Source organism: Streptomyces parvus (assembly GCF_014648875.1).
Taxonomy (GTDB): Bacteria; Actinomycetota; Actinomycetes; order Streptomycetales; family Streptomycetaceae; genus Streptomyces; species Streptomyces parvus.
Window position 1 is genome coordinate 271,777 of record NZ_BMRY01000003.1, and the last position, 16,616, is coordinate 288,392.

The 16,616-nt window shown below is 69.7% G+C and carries 20 protein-coding genes and 1 pseudogene; 11 read left to right on the forward strand and 10 right to left on the reverse strand.

The window, feature by feature from the left end; translation table 11 throughout:
* The first annotated feature begins 8 nt into the window (after nt 1–8).
* Together IE140_RS11465 and IE140_RS11470 are read left to right on the forward strand one after the other, a co-directional pair.
* The gene (locus tag IE140_RS11465) at nt 9–602 is read left to right on the forward strand and encodes a TetR/AcrR family transcriptional regulator (RefSeq protein WP_093441318.1); all 594 of its coding nucleotides are present in this window, start codon (nt 9–11) and stop codon (nt 600–602) included.
* Nucleotides 599–1,570, forward strand: a complete 972-nt coding sequence (locus IE140_RS11470; protein ID WP_150195063.1) for an alpha/beta hydrolase — start codon at nt 599–601, stop codon at nt 1,568–1,570. The genes IE140_RS11465 and IE140_RS11470 overlap by 4 nt, the downstream gene beginning before the upstream one ends.
* A gap of 20 nt (nt 1,571–1,590) precedes the next feature.
* Here IE140_RS11470 and IE140_RS11475 read toward each other — a convergent pair.
* Nucleotides 1,591–1,863 (reverse strand): annotated as a pseudogene (locus IE140_RS11475) (dienelactone hydrolase family protein); the annotation flags it as partial.
* Between the two features lie 91 nt (nt 1,864–1,954).
* Between IE140_RS11475 and IE140_RS36395 the strand changes: the two are divergent.
* Together IE140_RS36395 and IE140_RS11485 are read left to right on the forward strand one after the other, a co-directional pair.
* Nucleotides 1,955–2,089 (forward strand): hypothetical protein, encoded by a 135-nt coding sequence (locus IE140_RS36395; protein WP_268252763.1) that lies wholly within the window; start codon nt 1,955–1,957, stop codon nt 2,087–2,089.
* Nucleotides 2,090–2,153: 64 nt separating this feature from the next.
* Nucleotides 2,154–3,530, forward strand: a complete 1,377-nt coding sequence (locus tag IE140_RS11485) for a serine hydrolase domain-containing protein (protein ID WP_150195061.1) — start codon at nt 2,154–2,156, stop codon at nt 3,528–3,530.
* A 73-nt stretch (nt 3,531–3,603) separates the two neighbouring features.
* Here IE140_RS11485 and IE140_RS11490 read toward each other — a convergent pair whose 3' ends face one another.
* Together IE140_RS11490 and IE140_RS11495 are read right to left on the reverse strand one after the other, a co-directional pair.
* Nucleotides 3,604–4,056, reverse strand: coding sequence for a GNAT family N-acetyltransferase (locus IE140_RS11490; RefSeq protein WP_032764608.1), 453 nt, complete (start codon nt 4,054–4,056; stop codon nt 3,604–3,606).
* 29 nt (nt 4,057–4,085) lie between these two features.
* Nucleotides 4,086–4,544, reverse strand: coding sequence for a MarR family winged helix-turn-helix transcriptional regulator (locus IE140_RS11495; RefSeq protein WP_093441308.1), 459 nt, complete (start codon nt 4,542–4,544; stop codon nt 4,086–4,088).
* A gap of 140 nt (nt 4,545–4,684) precedes the next feature.
* On the opposite strand from IE140_RS11495, the gene IE140_RS11500 reads away from it, so the two are divergent.
* Entirely contained in the window at nt 4,685–5,896 is a 1,212-nt protein-coding gene (locus tag IE140_RS11500) for an MFS transporter (RefSeq protein ID WP_150195059.1), read from the forward strand.
* Nucleotides 5,897–6,031: 135 nt separating this feature from the next.
* Here the strand turns inward: IE140_RS11500 and IE140_RS11505 are convergent, their stop codons facing one another.
* From IE140_RS11505 to IE140_RS11525, 5 genes are all read right to left on the reverse strand, one after another.
* Nucleotides 6,032–6,973: a GNAT family N-acetyltransferase gene (locus IE140_RS11505; protein ID WP_150195056.1), complete on the reverse strand. Its 942-nt coding sequence runs from the start codon at nt 6,971–6,973 to the stop codon at nt 6,032–6,034.
* 4 nt (nt 6,974–6,977) lie between these two features.
* Nucleotides 6,978–7,373, reverse strand: coding sequence for a DUF2269 domain-containing protein (locus IE140_RS11510; protein WP_150195054.1), 396 nt, complete (start codon nt 7,371–7,373; stop codon nt 6,978–6,980).
* A 119-nt stretch (nt 7,374–7,492) separates the two neighbouring features.
* Entirely contained in the window at nt 7,493–7,972 is a 480-nt protein-coding gene (locus IE140_RS11515) for an NUDIX hydrolase (RefSeq protein WP_093441300.1), read from the reverse strand.
* Nucleotides 7,973–8,047: 75 nt separating this feature from the next.
* Nucleotides 8,048–9,172: a cystathionine gamma-lyase gene (locus tag IE140_RS11520; RefSeq protein ID WP_150195052.1), complete on the reverse strand. Its 1,125-nt coding sequence runs from the start codon at nt 9,170–9,172 to the stop codon at nt 8,048–8,050.
* Between the two features lie 138 nt (nt 9,173–9,310).
* Nucleotides 9,311–9,688 carry a phage holin family protein gene (locus IE140_RS11525; protein WP_093441295.1) on the reverse strand — a complete coding sequence of 126 codons (378 nt, stop codon included), beginning with the start codon at nt 9,686–9,688 and terminating at the stop codon, nt 9,311–9,313.
* Nucleotides 9,689–9,775: 87 nt separating this feature from the next.
* On the opposite strand from IE140_RS11525, the gene IE140_RS11530 reads away from it, so the two are divergent.
* The 4 genes from IE140_RS11530 (at nt 9,776) to IE140_RS11545 (ending at nt 12,149) form a co-directional block, all read left to right on the forward strand.
* Complete coding sequence (locus tag IE140_RS11530; RefSeq protein ID WP_006126030.1) at nt 9,776–10,093, forward strand: cupin domain-containing protein; 318 nt, start codon at nt 9,776–9,778, stop codon at nt 10,091–10,093.
* A gap of 156 nt (nt 10,094–10,249) precedes the next feature.
* Entirely contained in the window at nt 10,250–10,462 is a 213-nt protein-coding gene (locus IE140_RS11535; protein ID WP_006126031.1) for a DUF5326 family protein, read from the forward strand.
* A 371-nt stretch (nt 10,463–10,833) separates the two neighbouring features.
* The gene (locus IE140_RS11540) at nt 10,834–11,610 is read left to right on the forward strand and encodes an IclR family transcriptional regulator (protein WP_023608229.1); all 777 of its coding nucleotides are present in this window, start codon (nt 10,834–10,836) and stop codon (nt 11,608–11,610) included.
* 101 nt (nt 11,611–11,711) lie between these two features.
* On the forward strand, nt 11,712–12,149 hold the full coding sequence (locus IE140_RS11545; protein ID WP_024263706.1) for an SsgA family sporulation/cell division regulator: 438 nt from the start codon (nt 11,712–11,714) through the stop codon (nt 12,147–12,149).
* A gap of 81 nt (nt 12,150–12,230) precedes the next feature.
* Here IE140_RS11545 and IE140_RS11550 read toward each other — a convergent pair whose 3' ends face one another.
* A complete protein-coding gene (locus tag IE140_RS11550) occupies nt 12,231–13,571 on the reverse strand; it encodes a YibE/F family protein (RefSeq protein WP_189460348.1) in 1,341 nt (446 codons plus the stop codon).
* Between the two features lie 198 nt (nt 13,572–13,769).
* Here IE140_RS11550 and thiC point away from each other — a divergent pair, with 198 nt between their 5' ends.
* Nucleotides 13,770–15,560, forward strand: a complete 1,791-nt coding sequence (gene thiC, locus IE140_RS11555; protein WP_006126035.1) for a phosphomethylpyrimidine synthase ThiC — start codon at nt 13,770–13,772, stop codon at nt 15,558–15,560.
* On the opposite strand, the gene IE140_RS11560 is transcribed toward thiC, so the two are convergent.
* On the reverse strand, nt 15,539–16,033 hold the full coding sequence (locus tag IE140_RS11560) for a YybH family protein (protein WP_093441290.1): 495 nt from the start codon (nt 16,031–16,033) through the stop codon (nt 15,539–15,541). The two genes, thiC and IE140_RS11560, sit on opposite strands and share 22 nt — an antisense overlap.
* Between IE140_RS11560 and IE140_RS11565 the strand changes: the two genes are divergently transcribed.
* Entirely contained in the window at nt 16,025–16,474 is a 450-nt protein-coding gene (locus IE140_RS11565) for a winged helix-turn-helix transcriptional regulator (RefSeq protein ID WP_225683412.1), read from the forward strand. The genes IE140_RS11560 and IE140_RS11565 overlap by 9 nt on opposite strands.
* Nucleotides 16,475–16,616 lie beyond the last annotated feature (142 nt).

The following is a 16,616-nucleotide window of genomic DNA, read 5'->3' on the forward strand; positions in this document are numbered from 1 at the left end:
GAGGGTGCATGGTGCGGGCCGGGCTGACAACGGAGCGGGTGACCGTCGCGGGCGCGGAGCTGGCGGACGACATCGGGCTCGACCGGGTGACGATGTCGCAGGTGGCGCGGCGACTGGGTGTGAAGGACGCGAGCCTCTACACGCACGTCCGCAGTCTGGAGGATCTGCGCGGCCGGATCGCCCTGCTGGCAGCGGACGAGAAGACCATCCGCATCGCGGAGGCGACCGCCGGACGGGCGGGCAAGGACGCGCTCGTCGCCTTCGCGGATGCCTGGCGGGAGTACGCCCACCAGCACCCGGGCCGCTACATGGCGACGCAGACCCCGATCCGGATCGACCCCGAGCTGGCCGCAGAGGCGCCCGGGCCACGGCGGGCGGTCGAGCTGACCTACGGCATGCTGCACGGCTACGGACTGGCCGAGCCGGACCTGACCGACGCGGTCCGGCTGCTGCGCAGCACGTTCCATGGGTTCGTCGCCCTGGAAGCGGCGGGAGGCTTCGCGGACAAGCGTCCGCCGCAGCAGTCCTGGACCCGTGCGCTCGATGCCCTGCACTCCCTCCTGGAGCACTGGCCCCCGTCCCGAGAAGGAGACTCCTCATGACCGCTCCGACCATCAGCAGCCTGCGGGTCAACGGTGCGACCCTGCACTACGAAGTCCGGGGCCGGGGCCCGCTCGTGCTGCTCATCCCCGGAGGGACGGGTGGCGCGGCATCCTTCGACGGCGTTGCCGAGGACCTGGCCGCCGACGGCTACACCGTCGTCGGCTACGACCCTCGCGGCATGTCCCGCAGCACGCTGGACGACCCCGATGCCGAGCAGCACGTGGCCGAGCACGCCGACGACGCACTCCGGATCCTGGACCTGCTGTCGCCCGATGAGCCCGCCCTCGTGTTCGGAGCCAGTTCGGGCGCGATCGTCGCCCTGCACCTGCTGACCGCTCACCCCGAACGCATCGCACGTGTGGTGACGCACGAGCCGCCCGTAGTGGAGGTTCTGCCGGATGCGGCGGAACACCGCGCACTCCTCGCACGTGTCCAGGACACGTTTCGCACGCAGGGGCTCATGCCGGCCATGGCCGTGTTCGCCGCGGGCCTGAAGAAGGACGGCGACCCCAAGGACCGCGACACCACGGACGGCGACACCACAGACAGCGACACCACAGACGGCGACCCCAAGGACGGCGACACCGCCGAGCCGGAGCCCGGGCCCGGACTTCCGCCCCGGGCAGCGGCGCGGGCCGAACAGACGATGGCCGATCTTCCGTACTTCGTCGGGCGGATCGTTCCCGGCTTCATGTCCTACGCGCCGGACATCCATCGGCTGGAGGGGCTGTCGGACCGGCTCGTGATCGCGGGAGGCCAGGACTCACGCGGAGAGCTGCCCTACCGCTCGGCCGCCTTTCTGGCCGAGCGTCTGGGCACGGAACTCCAGCACTTCCCCGGCGGGCACGTCGGACTGACCACGCACCCCGCGGAGTTCGGCGAAGTCCTGCGGAAGGCCTTCCGCTCCCAGGGCCTGCGCCGGCGGACCGGCGACCCTGCGCTCAGTCCTTCGCCAGGGCGCCGGTGAGGAGCGGGAGCAGGCGGTCCCCTGATCAGGGGCATCAACCCGGCGACCAGCGCGGACCGATCCGCTTCTCCGATGTGTCCGGGAAGGTCGATGACCGGTGTGGGCCCTTCCCGGTAGAAGAAGTTGGGGACGAGCACGTAATAGCCGTGCCCTGCCAGTTCGGTGGCCATGTCCCGGATGGCAGGCCGGATGCCGAAGGCGTCCGGGTACATCAGCACTCCGGGATGCCGCTCGCCGTGGTCGGGGCAGGCGGCGAAGGCGTCGGCCAGGCCGTCCGTGGTGGGGATCTGCACGGTCTTGGTGGGAATGGGGATCTTCCTTCGCGGGAGTTCGTCGCGCTCCGGCGTTCGCCGGAGCGATGGGGGGCGTGTTCAACAAGTGTGCTTGGTGTACGAGTTGGCCGGGCGCAACCTCGTACGACCCATACTGGTGGCCGTGACCCCGATGACACCACCCGACCCGGAGCGTGGCGCCCTGTACGTGGCCGGGCGGCGGCTCTCCTTCCTCGACTCGCTGTGAGCATGTCGGGGCATTCCCGGAAAAGGGTTCGTCAAGAGGCGGCCGGTCGGATAAGGGTTGGACCATGACTTCTCTCGGTGAAGACCTGCTTCCCAGTACCCGGCGCGCCCTGCTGCACCGCATCGCCGTCGCCCAGCGGGACGGGCGTGCGCCGTCCCTCGTTGCTGCGGTGGGGCGGCAGGGGCGGACGGTATGGAGCGGGGCGCGTACGTGTGTCGACGGGCACGCTCCCGATGCCGGTACGCAGTACCGGATCGGCTCGATCACCAAGACGTTCACGGCCGTTCTGGTGCTGCGGCTGCGGGACGAGGGGCTGATCGACCTCGGCGATCCGCTGGAGAAGCACCTTCCCGGTACGGGTGTGGGCGGGGCGACCGTCCGTCAGCTGCTCTGCCACAGTGCGGGGCTGGGGGCCGAGACGCCGGCCCCCTGGTGGGAGCGGACGCCCGGCAGCCTTCGGCCGGAGATCGCGGATGTGCTGGGCGATCGGCCGCAGGTGCATCCGGCCGGGCATCGCCATCACTACTCCAACCCCGGTTACACCCTGCTCGGTTCGCTGGTGGAAGCGGTTCGTGGCGTCTCCTGGGAAGAGGCGCTGCGTCGCGAGATCCTGGAACCGCTGGGCATGCACCGTACGACGAGCGCCCCCGTGGCACCGCACGCGGGCGGCTGGGCCGTCCACCCCTGGGCGGACGTCATGCTGAGCGAGCCCGCCGAGGACCTCGGGATCATGGCGCCCGCCGGTCAGCTCTGGTCCACCGCGGAGGACCTGCTGAGGTTCGCCGCCTTCCTGACCGGGGGCGACGACCGGGTCCTGTCGGCCTCCTCCGTGCGGGAGATGCGGACGCCCGCCGTGCCGGTCGAGGCGGGCGGGAGCGGTTACGGTCTCGGGCTCCAGCTCGTCGGTGGCGAGGGGCGCGTGCTCTTCGGGCACTCGGGATCGCTGCCCGGATTCGTCGCCGGCCTCTGGGTGTGCGAGGAGGAGGACGTGGCGGCGGTCGCCCTGGCCAATGTCACTTCCGGGCTGCCCGCCGCGACGCTGGCCGCGGAACTCCTGGGCATCGTCGTCGAAGCCGAGCCACGGATCCCGGAGCCCTGGCGCCCGCTGCCCGAGGTGGACGACGAACTGCTCGCGCTGACCGGCATCTGGCACTGGGGCCCCAGCACCTTCACGCTGAGCCTCACAGGGGACCGGGGTCTCCAGCTCACACCGCTCGGCGGCAAGGGGCGCGGCGCGGCCTTCACCTACCGGTCGGACGGCACCTGGACGGGCCAGAACGACTACTACGCGGGGGAGACTCTGCGCGTCGTCCGCAGGGAAGACGGTTCGGTGGACCACCTCGACCTCGGCTCATTCGTCTTCACACGCGAGCCGTACGAGGCGGGGGCAGCCGTGCCCGGCGGTGTGGACGCGGAGGGCTGGCGGGGGCTCGGCGGCTGAGCTCAGGGGCCGGTGAACGGTTGGTGTGAACGGGTGGGTGTTTCACGTGAAACACCCACCCGTTCATCTTCCGTCAGAGCGCCAGCTTGAAGCCCACATGGCTGGCTGTGAAGCCGAGGCGCTCGTAGAAGCGGTGCGCGTCCTCGCGGGTGATATCCGAGGTCAGCTGCACCAACTGGCAGTTCTGGCGGCGGGATTCGTCCACCGCCCACTGGATGAGCTGGGTACCGAGGCCGCTGCCGCGCTCGTCGCCGTGAATGCGGACACCCTCGATGATCGACCGCGTGGCACCGCGCCGGGACAGTCCCGGGATGATGGTCAGCTGAAGGGTGCCGACGACTCGCTCCTCACGAACGGCGACGACCACGTGCTGGTTCGGGTCGTCGGCCAGCCGCTGGAACGCCTCCTGGTACGGGGTGAGGTCGTCCGGTGACTCGCGCTGGGCGCCCAGGGGGTCGTCGGCGAGCATCGCGACCACTGCGGGCAGGTCGTCCGGGGTCGCGGGGCGTATTTCGAGATCGCTCATGATCGGGATTCTACGGCGGGCAGGGTGGGTCAGACCGGGGCCTTCAGCTCTTCGACCGCCCTGACCAGAGGGGCGAGCTCCGGGTTCTCCGCCGCCTCGTCCAGGGCTGCCCGCAGTGCGCTGTCGTTCGTCGGCCTGGCGGCCTTCAGCAGTGCGAGCCCGGACTCCGTGACGTCGGTGTAGATGCCCCGGCGGTCGGTGTCGCACAGATACCGGGTCAGCAGCCCACGGTCCTCGAGCCGGGTGACGAGCCGCGTGGTGGCGCTCTGACTGAGGACGACGGCGTCGGCGACCTGCTTCATCTGGAGATGCCCGCCGACGCCGTTGTGCTGCCGGCTCAACACGTCGAGCAGGGAGTACTCGCGTGCGCTGAGCCCGTGGCCGGCCTGGAGGGCCCGCTCGATACGGGCCTCGATCTTCCCGTGGAGCAGCGAGAGCGTGCACCAGCTCTGGGCAATGGCGGTCAGGGCGGGGTCGGTCGCTGTCATGTCTCTCTCCTCCGTACGGGAGCGGTGTGACTCCAGGATAGGGGACATCTGCAATAGCCCGCGCTTGCAATTAATCGGCGTCTGCAATTATTGTGGACGCTCGTAAGGCGCAGACGCAATCTCCAGGGAAGGTCAAACCCATGCCGCTAGCGCTCCTCGCTCTCGCCATCGGGGCATTCGGGATCGGAACGACCGAGTTCGTGATCATGGGGCTGCTCCCCGAGGTCGCCGGTGATTTCCAGGTGTCGATCCCTACCGCGGGCTTCCTGGTGACCGGCTACGCGCTCGGTGTGGTCATCGGTGCCCCGCTGATGACGCTGCTGGGCACCCGTGTCACCCGTAAGCGCATGCTGATGCTGCTCATGGGGCTGTTCGTCGTGGGCAACGTGGTGTCCGCGCTCGCCCCGATCTTCGGCGTCATGCTCGCCGGACGCGTGATCGCCTCCCTCGCGCACGGTGCCTTCTTCGGCATCGGCTCGGTGGTCGCGGCCGACCTGGTCGCTCCGCAGAAGAAGGCCGGGGCCATCGCCATGATGTTCACCGGACTCACCGTCGCCAACGTCGTCGGCGTCCCGCTCGGCACGTTCATCGGGCAGACCGCGGGCTGGCGGACCACGTTCCTCGTCGTCGCCGCCCTGGGTGTCGTGGGACTGCTCGGCGTCGCGAAGCTCGTACCGGAGCAGCCCAAGGCCGAAGGCGTACGCATCCGCCACGAGCTGGCCGCGTTCCGCAACGTCCAGGTTCTGCTGGCGATGGCCATGACCGTCCTGGGCTTCGGCGGGGTCTTCGCCGCCATCACCTACATCACCCCGATGATGACCGAGATCGCCGGCTACTCGGCCTCGTCCGTCACCTGGCTGCTGGTTCTCTTCGGCCTCGGCATGGTGGGTGGCAACCTGATCGGCGGCAGGTTCGCCGACCGCCGTCTGATGCCCCTGCTGTACGTCTCGCTCGGCGCGCTCGCCGCGGTCCTCGGCCTGTTCACCGTGACCGCCCACAACAAGGTCGCCGCAGCCGTCACCATCGTCCTGATCGGCGCCCTGGGCTTCGCGACCGTACCGCCGCTGCAGAAGCGGGTCCTCGACCAGGCGGCGGGTGCGCCGACGCTGGCCTCCGCGGTCAACATCGGGGCCTTCAACCTCGGCAACGCCCTCTCCGCCTGGCTCGGCGGTCTCGTCATCGCGGCCGGTCTCGGCTACACGGCCCCGAACTGGGTCGGCGCCGCGCTCGCCGCGTCGGCGCTGGTCCTGGCGGTGCTCTCCAGCCTTCTGGAACGCCGGGAGGCCGGGAAGGGCCGGATCGTCACGGGGAACAGCGCCGAGCCGGCCCCCGTGCCGGCTGCCCGGCACTGACCCCGCCGCCCCCGGGCCCGCGCAGCGGGGCCGGTCGTACCGCAACTCGGCCGTCGCGCGGCCGAGTCCGTACGGCGACCGGGCCACACCGCGACGCAGCCGCGCCGTCCTCGTGACGGTGCGGCTGCTTCCGCGTCAGCCCGTCGCGACGGTGAGCGGGGCGAACCTGTGGGCCGCGTCACCGGGCAGATCCGGGATGCCGTACGTCATCACGGTGGTCCTGGAGACGGGCTCAAGACCGCACTCCATCAACCAGCCGAGCAGTTCCTTGTGCCGGGCGTCGACATCGGCCCGCAGCGGCCGGTCCGTCGTGGCGGCCAGGGCCGCTACCAGGGCCTGCGCGGTGGCCGTGTCCCGTGCGATCAGCGGCCCCACCACCTCGGCGTGCCCGCTCGGCCAGAGCGCCGCGTAGCCGACCAGCTCGCCGTGGTCCTCGGCGACCTGGAGCCGGTCGGCGAAGGCGGGCAGCCGGGCGAGGAGATGGGTCCGGTCGGCGCCGAACACAGGGAGGTCGAGCCGGACCATCGCCTGCAGATCGTCCGCCGCGGCCGGCCGGGTGGTCACGGACGAGGCCGACGACGGAGGCGCAGAAGCCGGGAGAGCCGACGAGGAGCGAGTGGGAGAGGCCGTGCCCGAGGGGGAGCCGCCGGAGCCGATCGCTTCGAAACGGCCGCCGACGCGTTCGGCCCGGCCCACGGGGGAGAAGCCGAGGTTTTCGTAGAGCGGCTGTCCCTGCTCCGTGGCGTACAGGGCGAGCGGGGTGTTCCCCGCCGTCTCCATCACGTGCCGCATGAGCCGGCGGGCGATTCCCTGACGTCCGTAGCGTCCGGCGACGAGCATCATGCCGACCGCGGTGAAGTCGGATCCATAGGGCATGGTCAGACACGTCGCGGCCAGACCCTTGCCGTCCGGGGCGTCGATCCCGTACCCGGTGCCGGCCGAGAGGAGCAGCCCCCACCGGTGTTCGTCGCGCGGCCAGCCGCGGTCCTCGCAGAGATCGGCGCAGGGGACCAGGTCTCCCCGGTTCAGGCGTCGGATCGGCAGGTCGACGAGGGAGCGGGGTGAAGGGCTGTGCATGGGGTCAGGCTGTCTGACGGGGTGATCGCGCGTCCACCGATTTCGCGGAACTGGCCGAGAACCGCAGCCGTCTGCCCCGCCGGGTGAGCCCCCAGGGCTTGAGGTTCGAGATCGCGGTGATGAGGAGATAGGTGCCGGTGGCCACCGACGGAGCGATCACGAGGTTGATGTCGACGGCTCCATCGGCGGCCGCCGCGTCGATCCCGGGGCGCAGGGAGAAGATCGACAGGCCCGTCGTGATCAGGGTCCGCCAGAACGTGGTCCACACCCAGCGATGCCGGGCCAGACCCCACGGGGTGCCCAGCGCCAGCAGACCGACGGTCAGGCCGAGCCGGCTGACGGAGACGGCGACATGGGCGACGAGGAGCCCTCGGCGTACGGGGCGCTTGAGTGGTTTCACGTGAAACACGATGCCGAGCCCGACCGTCCCGGGGCGTCCCGGGGCAGCAGTACCCACGGATACCGGCCGGGGAGTAGGCGCCCTGGCCGGTACTGGGACGTCCACCCGGCGTGGGGGCGTCAGCCCAGGTCGGGGGCGTGCATCGCGCGTACGCCTTCGATGTTGCCGTCCAGGTAGTGCCGCAGGGACAGCGGGACGAGGTGCACGGCCGCGATCCCGACCCGGCTGAACGGCACCCGGACGATCTCGTACTCGCCGGTGGGTTCGTCGATCTCCGGACCGTGCCGCAGGGAGACGTCCATCGACGCCAGCCGACAGACGAAGAAGTGCTGGACCTTCACCCCCGTCACTCCGCCGTCCGCGATGTGCTCCACGGTGTCGACGAAGCACGGGACCACGTCGACGATCTTGGCGCCGAGCTCCTCGTCGACCTCGCGGTGCAGTGCGTCGACGACGGTGGCGTCCTCCGGCTCGACCCCGCCGCCGGGCGTCACCCAGTACGGATCGACTCCCGGCTTCGTGCGCTTGATCAGGATGAGATCGTCGCCGTCGAGCAGGACGGCGCGTGCGGTGCGCTTGACCACAGGACGTTCGGTCATGGCAAGAGAGTGGCCCGCGGAGAGCCGTCTGAAACTCCTCCGGCCTGATCCGGACGCAAGGTCCCGGGGCCTGTCCTACCGGACCGCCGCGTGCAGCGCCTGTTCGACGTCGGCGAGCAGATCCTCGGGGTCCTCCGCGCCGACCGAGAAGCGGATGAAGCCCTCCGCGACGGCGTCGCCTCCCCAACGCCCCCGGCGCTCCGCGGTGGACCGGACGCCTCCGAAGCTCGTCGCGTCGTCGACCAGGCGCAGCGCGGTCAGGAACCGTTCCGCGGTGTCCCGGTCGGCCAGCTCGAAGGAGACCACGGACCCGAAGCGCTGCATCTGGCGGGTGGCGACGGCGTACGACGGGTCGGTGGGCAGCCCCGGATACCGCAGGCCTGTCACCTCGGCCCGCTTGGCCAGTGCCTCGGCGAGGGCGAGGGCGGTGGTGCACTGCCGGTCGATGCGGATCTGGAGGGTGGACAGCGAACGGTGGGCGAGCCAGGCCTCCATCGGCCCGGGAATCGCTCCGACGACCTTGCGCCAGCGCCGTACATCCGCGGTCAGACGGGGGTCGCGGCAGGTCACATGGCCGAGCAGGATGTCGCCGTGGCCGGTCATGCCCTTGGTGTCACTGGCGACGGAGAAGTCGGCGCCCAGCTCCAGCGGGCGCTGGCCGATCGGGGTGGCCAGGGTGTTGTCGACGGCGACCAGGGCGCCCGCCGCGTGCGCGGCCTCCACCAGCCGCCGGATGTCGCAGACGTCCAGGCCCGGGTTGGACGGGCTCTCGATCCACAGCAGCTTCGCCCCGGTCAGCAGGGCGAGCTGGGCGTCGCCGCCGGTCGGCGCGGTCCGGACCTCGACCCCGTACGCCGCCAGTTGCTCCCGTACGAGAGGGAGCGCCTGGTAGCCGTCGTCGGGCAGGACCACGGCGTCGCCCGAGCGGACCTGGGAGAGCAGCACCGCGGTGATCGCCGCCATGCCCGAGGCGAACACCGTCGTGCCCACCTCCTCGCCGGGAGCCTCCAGCTCACCGATGGCCCGCTCCAGGTGGGTCCAGGTCGGGTTGGTCTCCCGGCCGTAGGTGTAGGGGCCCACCGGTTCGCCGGAGAGGTGGAAGTGCGCGGCGAAGACGGGGCCGGGCAGCGTGGGCTCGAACTGCTCCGGTTCCGGAAGCCCGGCGCGTACCGCACGTGTTCCGTCGCCCATGGTGCTCATGCCCTGCTCCTTCGCTGTTCTCCCCGGTGGAGACCGATGTCCCCCGCACTCTTCCAGAGAGGTCGGGAGCAGCCTTCCGCCGCGTACCGGAATCCCGAATGCTGGGATCCGGGAGTGCCGGGCCCGGGGCCCCCGGGGTCAGTTCTCGTCGGGCAGGACCACATTGAGCGCCCAGGACACCACCGAGATGATCAGTCCACCGAGCACCGCCGTCCAGAAACCCTCGACGTGGAAGCTGAGGTCGACCACGCCTGCCAGCCAGGAGGTCAGCAACAGCATCAGGGCGTTGACCACCAGGGTGATCAACCCCAGCGTCAGGATGAACAACGGGAAGGTCAGGAGCTGGACCACCGGCTTCACCACGGAGTTCACCACGCCGAAGATCAGCGCCACCAGGATCAGGGTGAGGGCCTTGCGGCCCGTGCTGCCGCCCTCCAGTGTGATGTTGCCGATCAGCCAGATGGCCACGGCCAGCGCACCAGCGTTGGCGATCGTCTTGACTACGAAATTCTTCATGTGTCTGATCGTGGCAGACATGATCGGTGGTGGACACCGGCAGTACAGGTACAGCCGACAGCGCGGGCACAAGGGGCGGGACGGGCCATGAAGGCATTCAGACTGGACGAGCTGGAGGCGGAGCGGGCCGCCAACGACGGCGCCTATCTGCAGTTCGTGCGGGAGCGCAACATGTCGGTCGGTCTGTACGCCCTGGACGCGGGAGAGCTCGATCCGCAGCAGCCGCACCAGCAGGACGAGGTCTACTTCGTCGTCAGCGGGCGTGCGTCGATCACGGTGGGGATGGAGACCACTCAGGTCGGCAGGGGGAGCGTCGTCTATGTGCCCGCGGGTGTGGCCCACAAGTTCCACCACATCACCGAGGACCTCAGGGTGATGGTCGTCTTCTCGCCGCCGGAGGGCTGAGGGGCCTGCCCGTACCTGCCGGGGGCGGTCGTTTCCTCTCGGGGATCCCTAGGGGCTCGATCAGGGGTCTTCAAGGGCTGCGCGTGCCCACCGGAGCCCTTCTCGCCTTTAGCATCGAGTGCAAGGATCCAGAGAGACGAGGTAGAGGCGATGGCCGTGCGGGAGATATTCGCGGGAATGCCCTGGTGGGTGAAGTGGATCGCGGTGCCCGTCATTGCGATCTTCGTGTTCGGCGGTCTGATCGCCAGCGTGGTCGGCTTTGTGATCAGCCTGCTCTTCAAGGCGCTGATCTTCGTCGTGCTGGTCGGCGGACTGATCTTCGTCGTCCGTAAGTTCATGTCGTCGTCGTCCTCGCGCGGTGACTGGTAGACCGTCGTCCTCGCGCGATGACCGGTAGTCCACGGACCGCGCGTCGGCACGGGGGCCGGCCCGTCCCGTCCGGCCCGGGTAGGGATTAGCCCAGCAGAGCTAAGTCCCGGAGGAAACCACCCGTCTGCCGCAGGCGGCCGATACAGTGGCACATCGCTGCCGCCATCCGGAATGTGACCTTCCGTCACCTTGTCGATCGCCTGATCGATCCTGGGTACGACAGTCCGGTCGTTGGCCTTCGATCGCCGGCGCCCGGATCGGTCCTCGCCGGTCACGGTCACCGGATCTCCGGCCCTCGGGATCGCGGCAGGCCCGTGGGGGCGGCCCCCACGGGAGGGCCGACGGCCCGTCACCATGCCTGGGGGTGACCTTTGACCACGGCATCGAGTACCGCTGTCCCGACGTTGATCGGTTCGGTTCAGCGGGCGTTGAGGCTGCTGGAGGCTGTGGGCGCTCATCGGGACGGGGCACCTGCCAAGCAACTGGCGCGAGAGGCGGGGCTTCCGCTTCCGACCGCGTACCACTTGCTGCGCACCCTCACCCATGAGGGCTATCTCCGCCGTGAGAACGGTGTCTTCCTCTTCGGCGCGGCCGCCGAGAACCTGACCGCGGCGCCCGCGGTCAGGAGCCGCCCGCGCCCCATCTCCGTCGCCGACTCCCTCGACCGCTGGCGGGACGTCATCGGAGCGCCGGTGTACTGCGCCGTCTACTGCGACGGCGAGATCGACCTCATCGCGGTCGCGGACGCCCCCGACACCCCTGCGGTGGAGGAGTGGGCCTCGTTCCGGGAGACCGCCCACGCACATGCCATCGGCCAGTGTCTGCTCGCCCAGCTCGACGAGAGGGCCCGCGAGGACCACCTCGACCGGCATCCCGTTCGGCCCCTCACCCGTTACTCAGTGCGAGATCGCGCCACGCTTCTGGAACGGTTGCGCACCCTCCGACGAGGTGAACCGGTCATCGAACGCCAGGAGTACGCACTGGGGACCGTCTGCGCCGCGATTCCGGTCACGGCCGGTGCCACCATTGCGGCGATGGCCATTTCCGTACCCCTGGATCGGGAAGATCGGTTGCTGCCCGCAGTCGAACAGCTACGTGGCGAAGTCGCCAGCCTCTTGCGTTCGTTCGTGTTCTCTATCAGTATCTGAAAAATCACTCCTTGTGATCTGCTATCGCGTGCACCACGATGGCGTCAATAGGGCCATAGGGGATCATTCCTGGCCAGTTTCATCTACTGCGGGGTTGAACGATGCGCGAGTCGGTTCAAGCAGAGGTCATGATGAGCTTCCTCGTCTCCGAGGAGCTCTCGTTCCGTATTCCGGTGGAGCTCCGGTACGAGGTCGGCGATCCGTACGCCATCCGGATGACGTTCCACCTGCCCGGCGATGCCCCTGTGACCTGGGCGTTCGGACGTGAACTGCTGCTGGACGGGCTCAACAGCCCGAGCGGCGACGGAGATGTGCACATCGGCCCGACCGAACCCGAGGGGCTCGGAGATGTGCACATCCGGCTTCAGGTCGGCGCGGATCGCGCGTTGTTCCGGGCGGGGACGGCGCCGCTGGTGGCGTTCCTCGACCGGACGGACAAGCTCGTGCCGCTCGGCCAGGAGCACACGCTGGGTGACTTCGACGGGAACCTGGAGGACGCGCTCGGCCGCATCCTCGCCGAGGAGCAGAACGCCGGCTGACCGGGCGCACCCTGCCCCCAGGGCCTTTCGCCGGCTCGTCCCCGCGGTCCGCCCCCACGTCCCGGCGCACCCGGCGGCCCGTCACCCCGTCTTGCGGCGGCGGCCCCGGCCGGTCCGTGCGGGTGCGGCCGTAGCCGCCTGTGCGCCGCCCGACCCCGCGCGGTCCGCGGAGACGACCAGCGCGGCGAGCCCCGTGGTCACCGGCACCGAGGCGACCAGTCCGATCGACCCGACCAGCGTGCGGACGATCTCCTCGGCGACCAGCTCGCTGTTGGCCACCGTCCCCACACTGCTCTGGGCGATGGAGAAGAGGAGCAGCAGGGGCAGTGCCGCGCCCGCGTACGCCAGCACCAGGGTGTTGACCACCGAGGCGATGTGGTCCCTCCCGATTCTGATACCTGCCCGGTAGAGCCCCTTCCAACCCATCTCCGGGTCGGCCTGGTGCAGTTCCCAGACGGCGGAGGTCTGGGTGACCGTCACATCGTCGAGCACGCCGAGCGAACCGATGATGACGCCCGCCAGCAGCAGGCCGCTCATGTCGATGTCCGGGTAGAGACCCTTGATCAGGCCGGTGTTGTCGTCGGTGTTGCCGCTCAGGCTGGCCCAACCGATGAACAGGGAGCCCAGCAGCCCGATCAGCAGCAGCGAGATCAGCGTGCCGATGACCGCGACCGATGTACGGGCCGTCACCCCGTGGCACATGTAGAGGGCCGCCAGCATGATCGCGCTGGACCCGATCACCGCCACGACCAGCGGATTCGAGCCCTGGAGGATCGCCGGCAGGATGAACAGCGTCAGCACGGCGAACGACACGGCCAGCGCCACCAGCGCCATCACCCCGCGCATCCGGCCCACCAGGACCACCGTCAGGGCGAAGATCCCGGCCAGCAGCGCCATCGGGACCTTCCGGTTCACATCGGTCACGGAGTACTGGAGGTCGCGCGGCGCGTCGGGGGCGTACGCGACGACCACGCCCTGACCCTCCTTCAACTGGCGGGGCGCGTCCGGCTGGACCACCTCGACGAACCTGCGGCCCTTGTCGTCGCCGCTGGTCACCTCGATGGTGGCCTTCGCGCACTCCCCTTCCTGCTCGTTGACGGCCTCCCGCCCCGAGGGCGTGGAGGTGTCACCGGTCGGAGGCACCTGCGCGGCGTTGACGTCCGCGCAGTCGACCTTGACGACCTGGACGACCTTGCCGTCCTGGGTCTGCCGGTCGAATCCGACACCGGTGCGCTCGTGGTCGGGCACGCCGCCGGGCCAGAACGCGATCAGACCGACGACGACGGCCGTCGCGAACGGGATCAGCACGGCGGCGATGACCTTGCGCAGATGCCGGGAGACCGGGGCGGCCGGGCCATGGCTGTGCGTGTGGGTGTGGCCCTGGGGCGGGTGGGGTGCGGGGTCGCTTTGAGGGGAGGTCACGGGGCGATCATCGCAAGAACAGGAGGGCCCTCTGGTCACCTCGCCGGAAAGGACGCTAGCGTGGAGGCACCTTTGCACACGCGGGAGCTCGGAGCACCGGGCTGAGAGGGCGCTGGGATCGCCGTACATCCGTACGGGACACGCTGCGCCGACCGCCGAACCTGTTACCGGGTAATGCCGGCGTAGGGAGTAGGTCTCATGACCACATCGGACGCACGCACGCCTGCCTCGAAACAGAGCGCCGAGAACCAGGGCGACGAGGCCGGGAAGTCCATCGGCTGGCACAAGGGGTACGTCCAGGGCTCACGCCCGGACCTCCGGGTGCCGGTCCGACAGGTGCACCTCACCAACGGCAAGGACGTGACGCTGTACGACACGTCCGGGCCGTACACCGATCCCGCCATCGACACCGATGTCCGCCGGGGCCTCGCGCCGCTCCGGGAGAACTGGATCATCGCCCGCGGTGACACCGAGGAGTACGCGGGCCGCCCGGTCCGCCCGGAGGACGACGGGGTCAAGCACACCTCGCCGCGCGGCGGACTGCGCAACCTCGACGCGGTCTTCCCCGGCCGCCCGCGCCAGCCGCGCCGCAGCCGCGACGGGCGCCCCGTCACCCAGCTCGCGTACGCCCGACGGGGGGAGATCACCCCGGAGATGGAGTACGTGGCGATCCGGGAGAACGTCGAGGCCGAGGTCGTACGGGAGGAGATCGCGGCGGGCCGGGCGGTTCTGCCGGCCAACGTGAACCATCCCGAGATCGAGCCGATGATCATCGGCAAGCGGTTCCTGGTGAAGGTCAACGCCAACATCGGCAACTCTGCCGTCACCTCCTCCATCGAGGAGGAGGTGGACAAGATGACCTGGGCGACCCAGTGGGGCGCCGACACGGTCATGGACCTGTCCACCGGCCGCAACATCCACACCACCCGCGAATGGGTGCTGCGCAACTCCCCCGTGCCGATCGGCACGGTCCCGCTCTACCAGGCCCTGGAGAAGGTCGACGGCCGGGCCGAGGAGCTGACCTGGGAGATCTACAAGGACACCGTCATCGAACAGGCCGAACAGGGCGTGGACTACATGACGGTGCACGCCGGAGTGCGCCTGCCGTACGTCCCGCTGACGGCCCGCCGCAAGACCGGGATCGTCTCGCGCGGTGGTTCGATCATGGCGGCCTGGTGCCTGGCGCACCACAAGGAGTCGTTCCTCTACGAGCACTTCGAGGAGCTCTGCGAGATCCTCGCGACGTACGACGTCACGTACTCGCTGGGCGACGGGCTGCGTCCCGGTTCGATCGCGGACGCCAACGACGAGGCGCAGTTCGCCGAGTTGCGCACGCTGGGTGAACTGAACACGATCGCCAAGCGGTTCGGCGTACAGACGATGATCGAGGGCCCCGGGCATGTCCCGATGCACAAGATCAAGGAGAACATCGACCTCCAGCAGGAGATCTGCGAGGAGGCGCCGTTCTACACGCTCGGCCCGCTGACCACGGATGTCGCGCCCGCCTACGACCACATCACCTCGGGCATCGGCGCCGCGATGATCGCCTGGTGGGGCACGGCGATGCTCTGTTACGTCACGCCCAAGGAGCACCTGGGGCTGCCGAACCGGGACGACGTGAAGACGGGCGTGATCACCTACAAGATCGCCGCCCACGCGGCCGACCTGGCCAAGGGGCACCCGGGCGCGCAGGAGTGGGACGACGCGCTGTCCGACGCGCGGTTCGAGTTCCGGTGGGAGGACCAGTTCAATCTGGCCCTCGACCCGGACACGGCACGGGAGTTCCACGACGAGACGCTGCCCGCCGAACCGGCGAAGACGGCGCACTTCTGCTCGATGTGCGGGCCGAAGTTCTGCTCGATGAAGATCTCCCAGGACATCCGCCGTCAGCACGGCGGTTCGCAGGAGGAGATCGAGGAGGGCATGGCCGAGAAGTCGAAGGAGTTCGCGGCCGCCGGGAACCGGGTCTACCTGCCGATCGCAGACTGACCCGTCCCGTGGCGTGAGGTGGGCCCGGCGGCCGCGTCCGTCGGGCCCACCTCCGTCGGGCGGCCGGTCTGCTCCGGGTCCTCCGTCGTGCCGAACGGGTTGTCGACGACGTACCGCCAGAACCCGTCGGGTCCCCGGCGGGCGACGTCGGTCGCCGTGCCCGCGATCCGGACCTGCCCGCCGTGTGCCGCCCTGCCCTCCACGACCCAGTCGACGATCAGGAGTGCCAGGTCGCCGGAGACGTAGGTGTGCCGAGGAGTCACCCGGATCGGGACGCGCAGCGCGAGGAAGTCCCGGTGGGCCGGTATCCGGCCGGGGCCGGTCGTAGGTTGGCCGGGCCGGGGTACGAACAGCGCGTCGGCCTCGTACAGCCGGTCGACGACCTCGGCGTCGAAGGTGTTGAACGCCCGCTCCAGGACGTACGGGTGCTGGGCCGCGACGGTGGTCGGATGCACACTGGTGGAATGCGTCATGCCGTCAGTGAACAGCCCGTCGACGAGGGTCACCCAACGGAAACCCACGCGGCCGACGACCGGGAACTGACGCCGACCGCCCGCGGCCGTACGGCCCGTCCCGAGCCGGACTGTCCCGTCGAGGTGGCCCTCGCCGCGGTCTCGGGGCGCTGGACCACCCTGGTGCTGCGTGAACTCATGGGCGGCCCGCTCGGGTTCTCCGAGCTGAGGGAGCGGCTGCCGGAACTGTCGGCGAAGGTGCTCAGCCAGCGGCTCAGGGAACTCGGCGAGCGGGGCCTGGTGTCGGTGGAGCGGCGACGCGGATTTCCCGTGCGAACGAGCTACAGCCTGACCGGATCCGGCCGGGCGCTCCGGCCGTTGCTGATCGAGCTCTACGCGACGGGGGAGGCCCTGCTCACGATGGAGCCGAACATGGGTGTTCGGCGCCTTATGGGCAACTAAAGCCGTTTCAGGCTGGTTTGGCGCGGTTTCCCACCTTGTTAAGCGACGGTATGGACACAGTCGTGTGGCGGCTGTATGTACGTTGCGGCAGCGGGTCAATCAGACTTGACCCGTTCCTTATCTGTGGCTTATTTTCCGGCTT

Excerpts from the sequence above, each read along its gene's own strand:
- IE140_RS11500 (WP_150195059.1), top strand. The coding sequence starts at position 4,685 with ATGCCGCTAGCGCTCCTCGCTCTCGCCATCGGGGCATTCGGGATCGGA.
- IE140_RS11465 (WP_093441318.1), top strand. The coding sequence starts at position 9 with ATGGTGCGGGCCGGGCTGACAACGGAGCGGGTGACCGTCGCGGGCGCG.
- IE140_RS11485 (WP_150195061.1), top strand. The coding sequence starts at position 2,154 with ATGACTTCTCTCGGTGAAGACCTGCTTCCCAGTACCCGGCGCGCCCTG.
- IE140_RS11520 (WP_150195052.1), bottom strand. The coding sequence starts at position 9,172 with ATGAGCACCATGGGCGACGGAACACGTGCGGTACGCGCCGGGCTTCCG.
- IE140_RS11525 (WP_093441295.1), bottom strand. The coding sequence starts at position 9,688 with ATGAAGAATTTCGTAGTCAAGACGATCGCCAACGCTGGTGCGCTGGCC.
- IE140_RS11530 (WP_006126030.1), top strand. The coding sequence starts at position 9,776 with ATGAAGGCATTCAGACTGGACGAGCTGGAGGCGGAGCGGGCCGCCAAC.
- IE140_RS11515 (WP_093441300.1), bottom strand. The coding sequence starts at position 7,972 with ATGACCGAACGTCCTGTGGTCAAGCGCACCGCACGCGCCGTCCTGCTC.
- IE140_RS11505 (WP_150195056.1), bottom strand. The coding sequence starts at position 6,973 with ATGCACAGCCCTTCACCCCGCTCCCTCGTCGACCTGCCGATCCGACGC.
- IE140_RS11560 (WP_093441290.1), bottom strand. The coding sequence starts at position 16,033 with ATGACGCATTCCACCAGTGTGCATCCGACCACCGTCGCGGCCCAGCAC.
- thiC (WP_006126035.1), top strand. The coding sequence starts at position 13,770 with ATGACCACATCGGACGCACGCACGCCTGCCTCGAAACAGAGCGCCGAG.
- IE140_RS11495 (WP_093441308.1), bottom strand. The coding sequence starts at position 4,544 with ATGACAGCGACCGACCCCGCCCTGACCGCCATTGCCCAGAGCTGGTGC.
- IE140_RS11565 (WP_225683412.1), top strand. The coding sequence starts at position 16,025 with ATGCGTCATGCCGTCAGTGAACAGCCCGTCGACGAGGGTCACCCAACG.
- IE140_RS11490 (WP_032764608.1), bottom strand. The coding sequence starts at position 4,056 with ATGAGCGATCTCGAAATACGCCCCGCGACCCCGGACGACCTGCCCGCA.
- IE140_RS11470 (WP_150195063.1), top strand. The coding sequence starts at position 599 with ATGACCGCTCCGACCATCAGCAGCCTGCGGGTCAACGGTGCGACCCTG.
- IE140_RS11545 (WP_024263706.1), top strand. The coding sequence starts at position 11,712 with ATGCGCGAGTCGGTTCAAGCAGAGGTCATGATGAGCTTCCTCGTCTCC.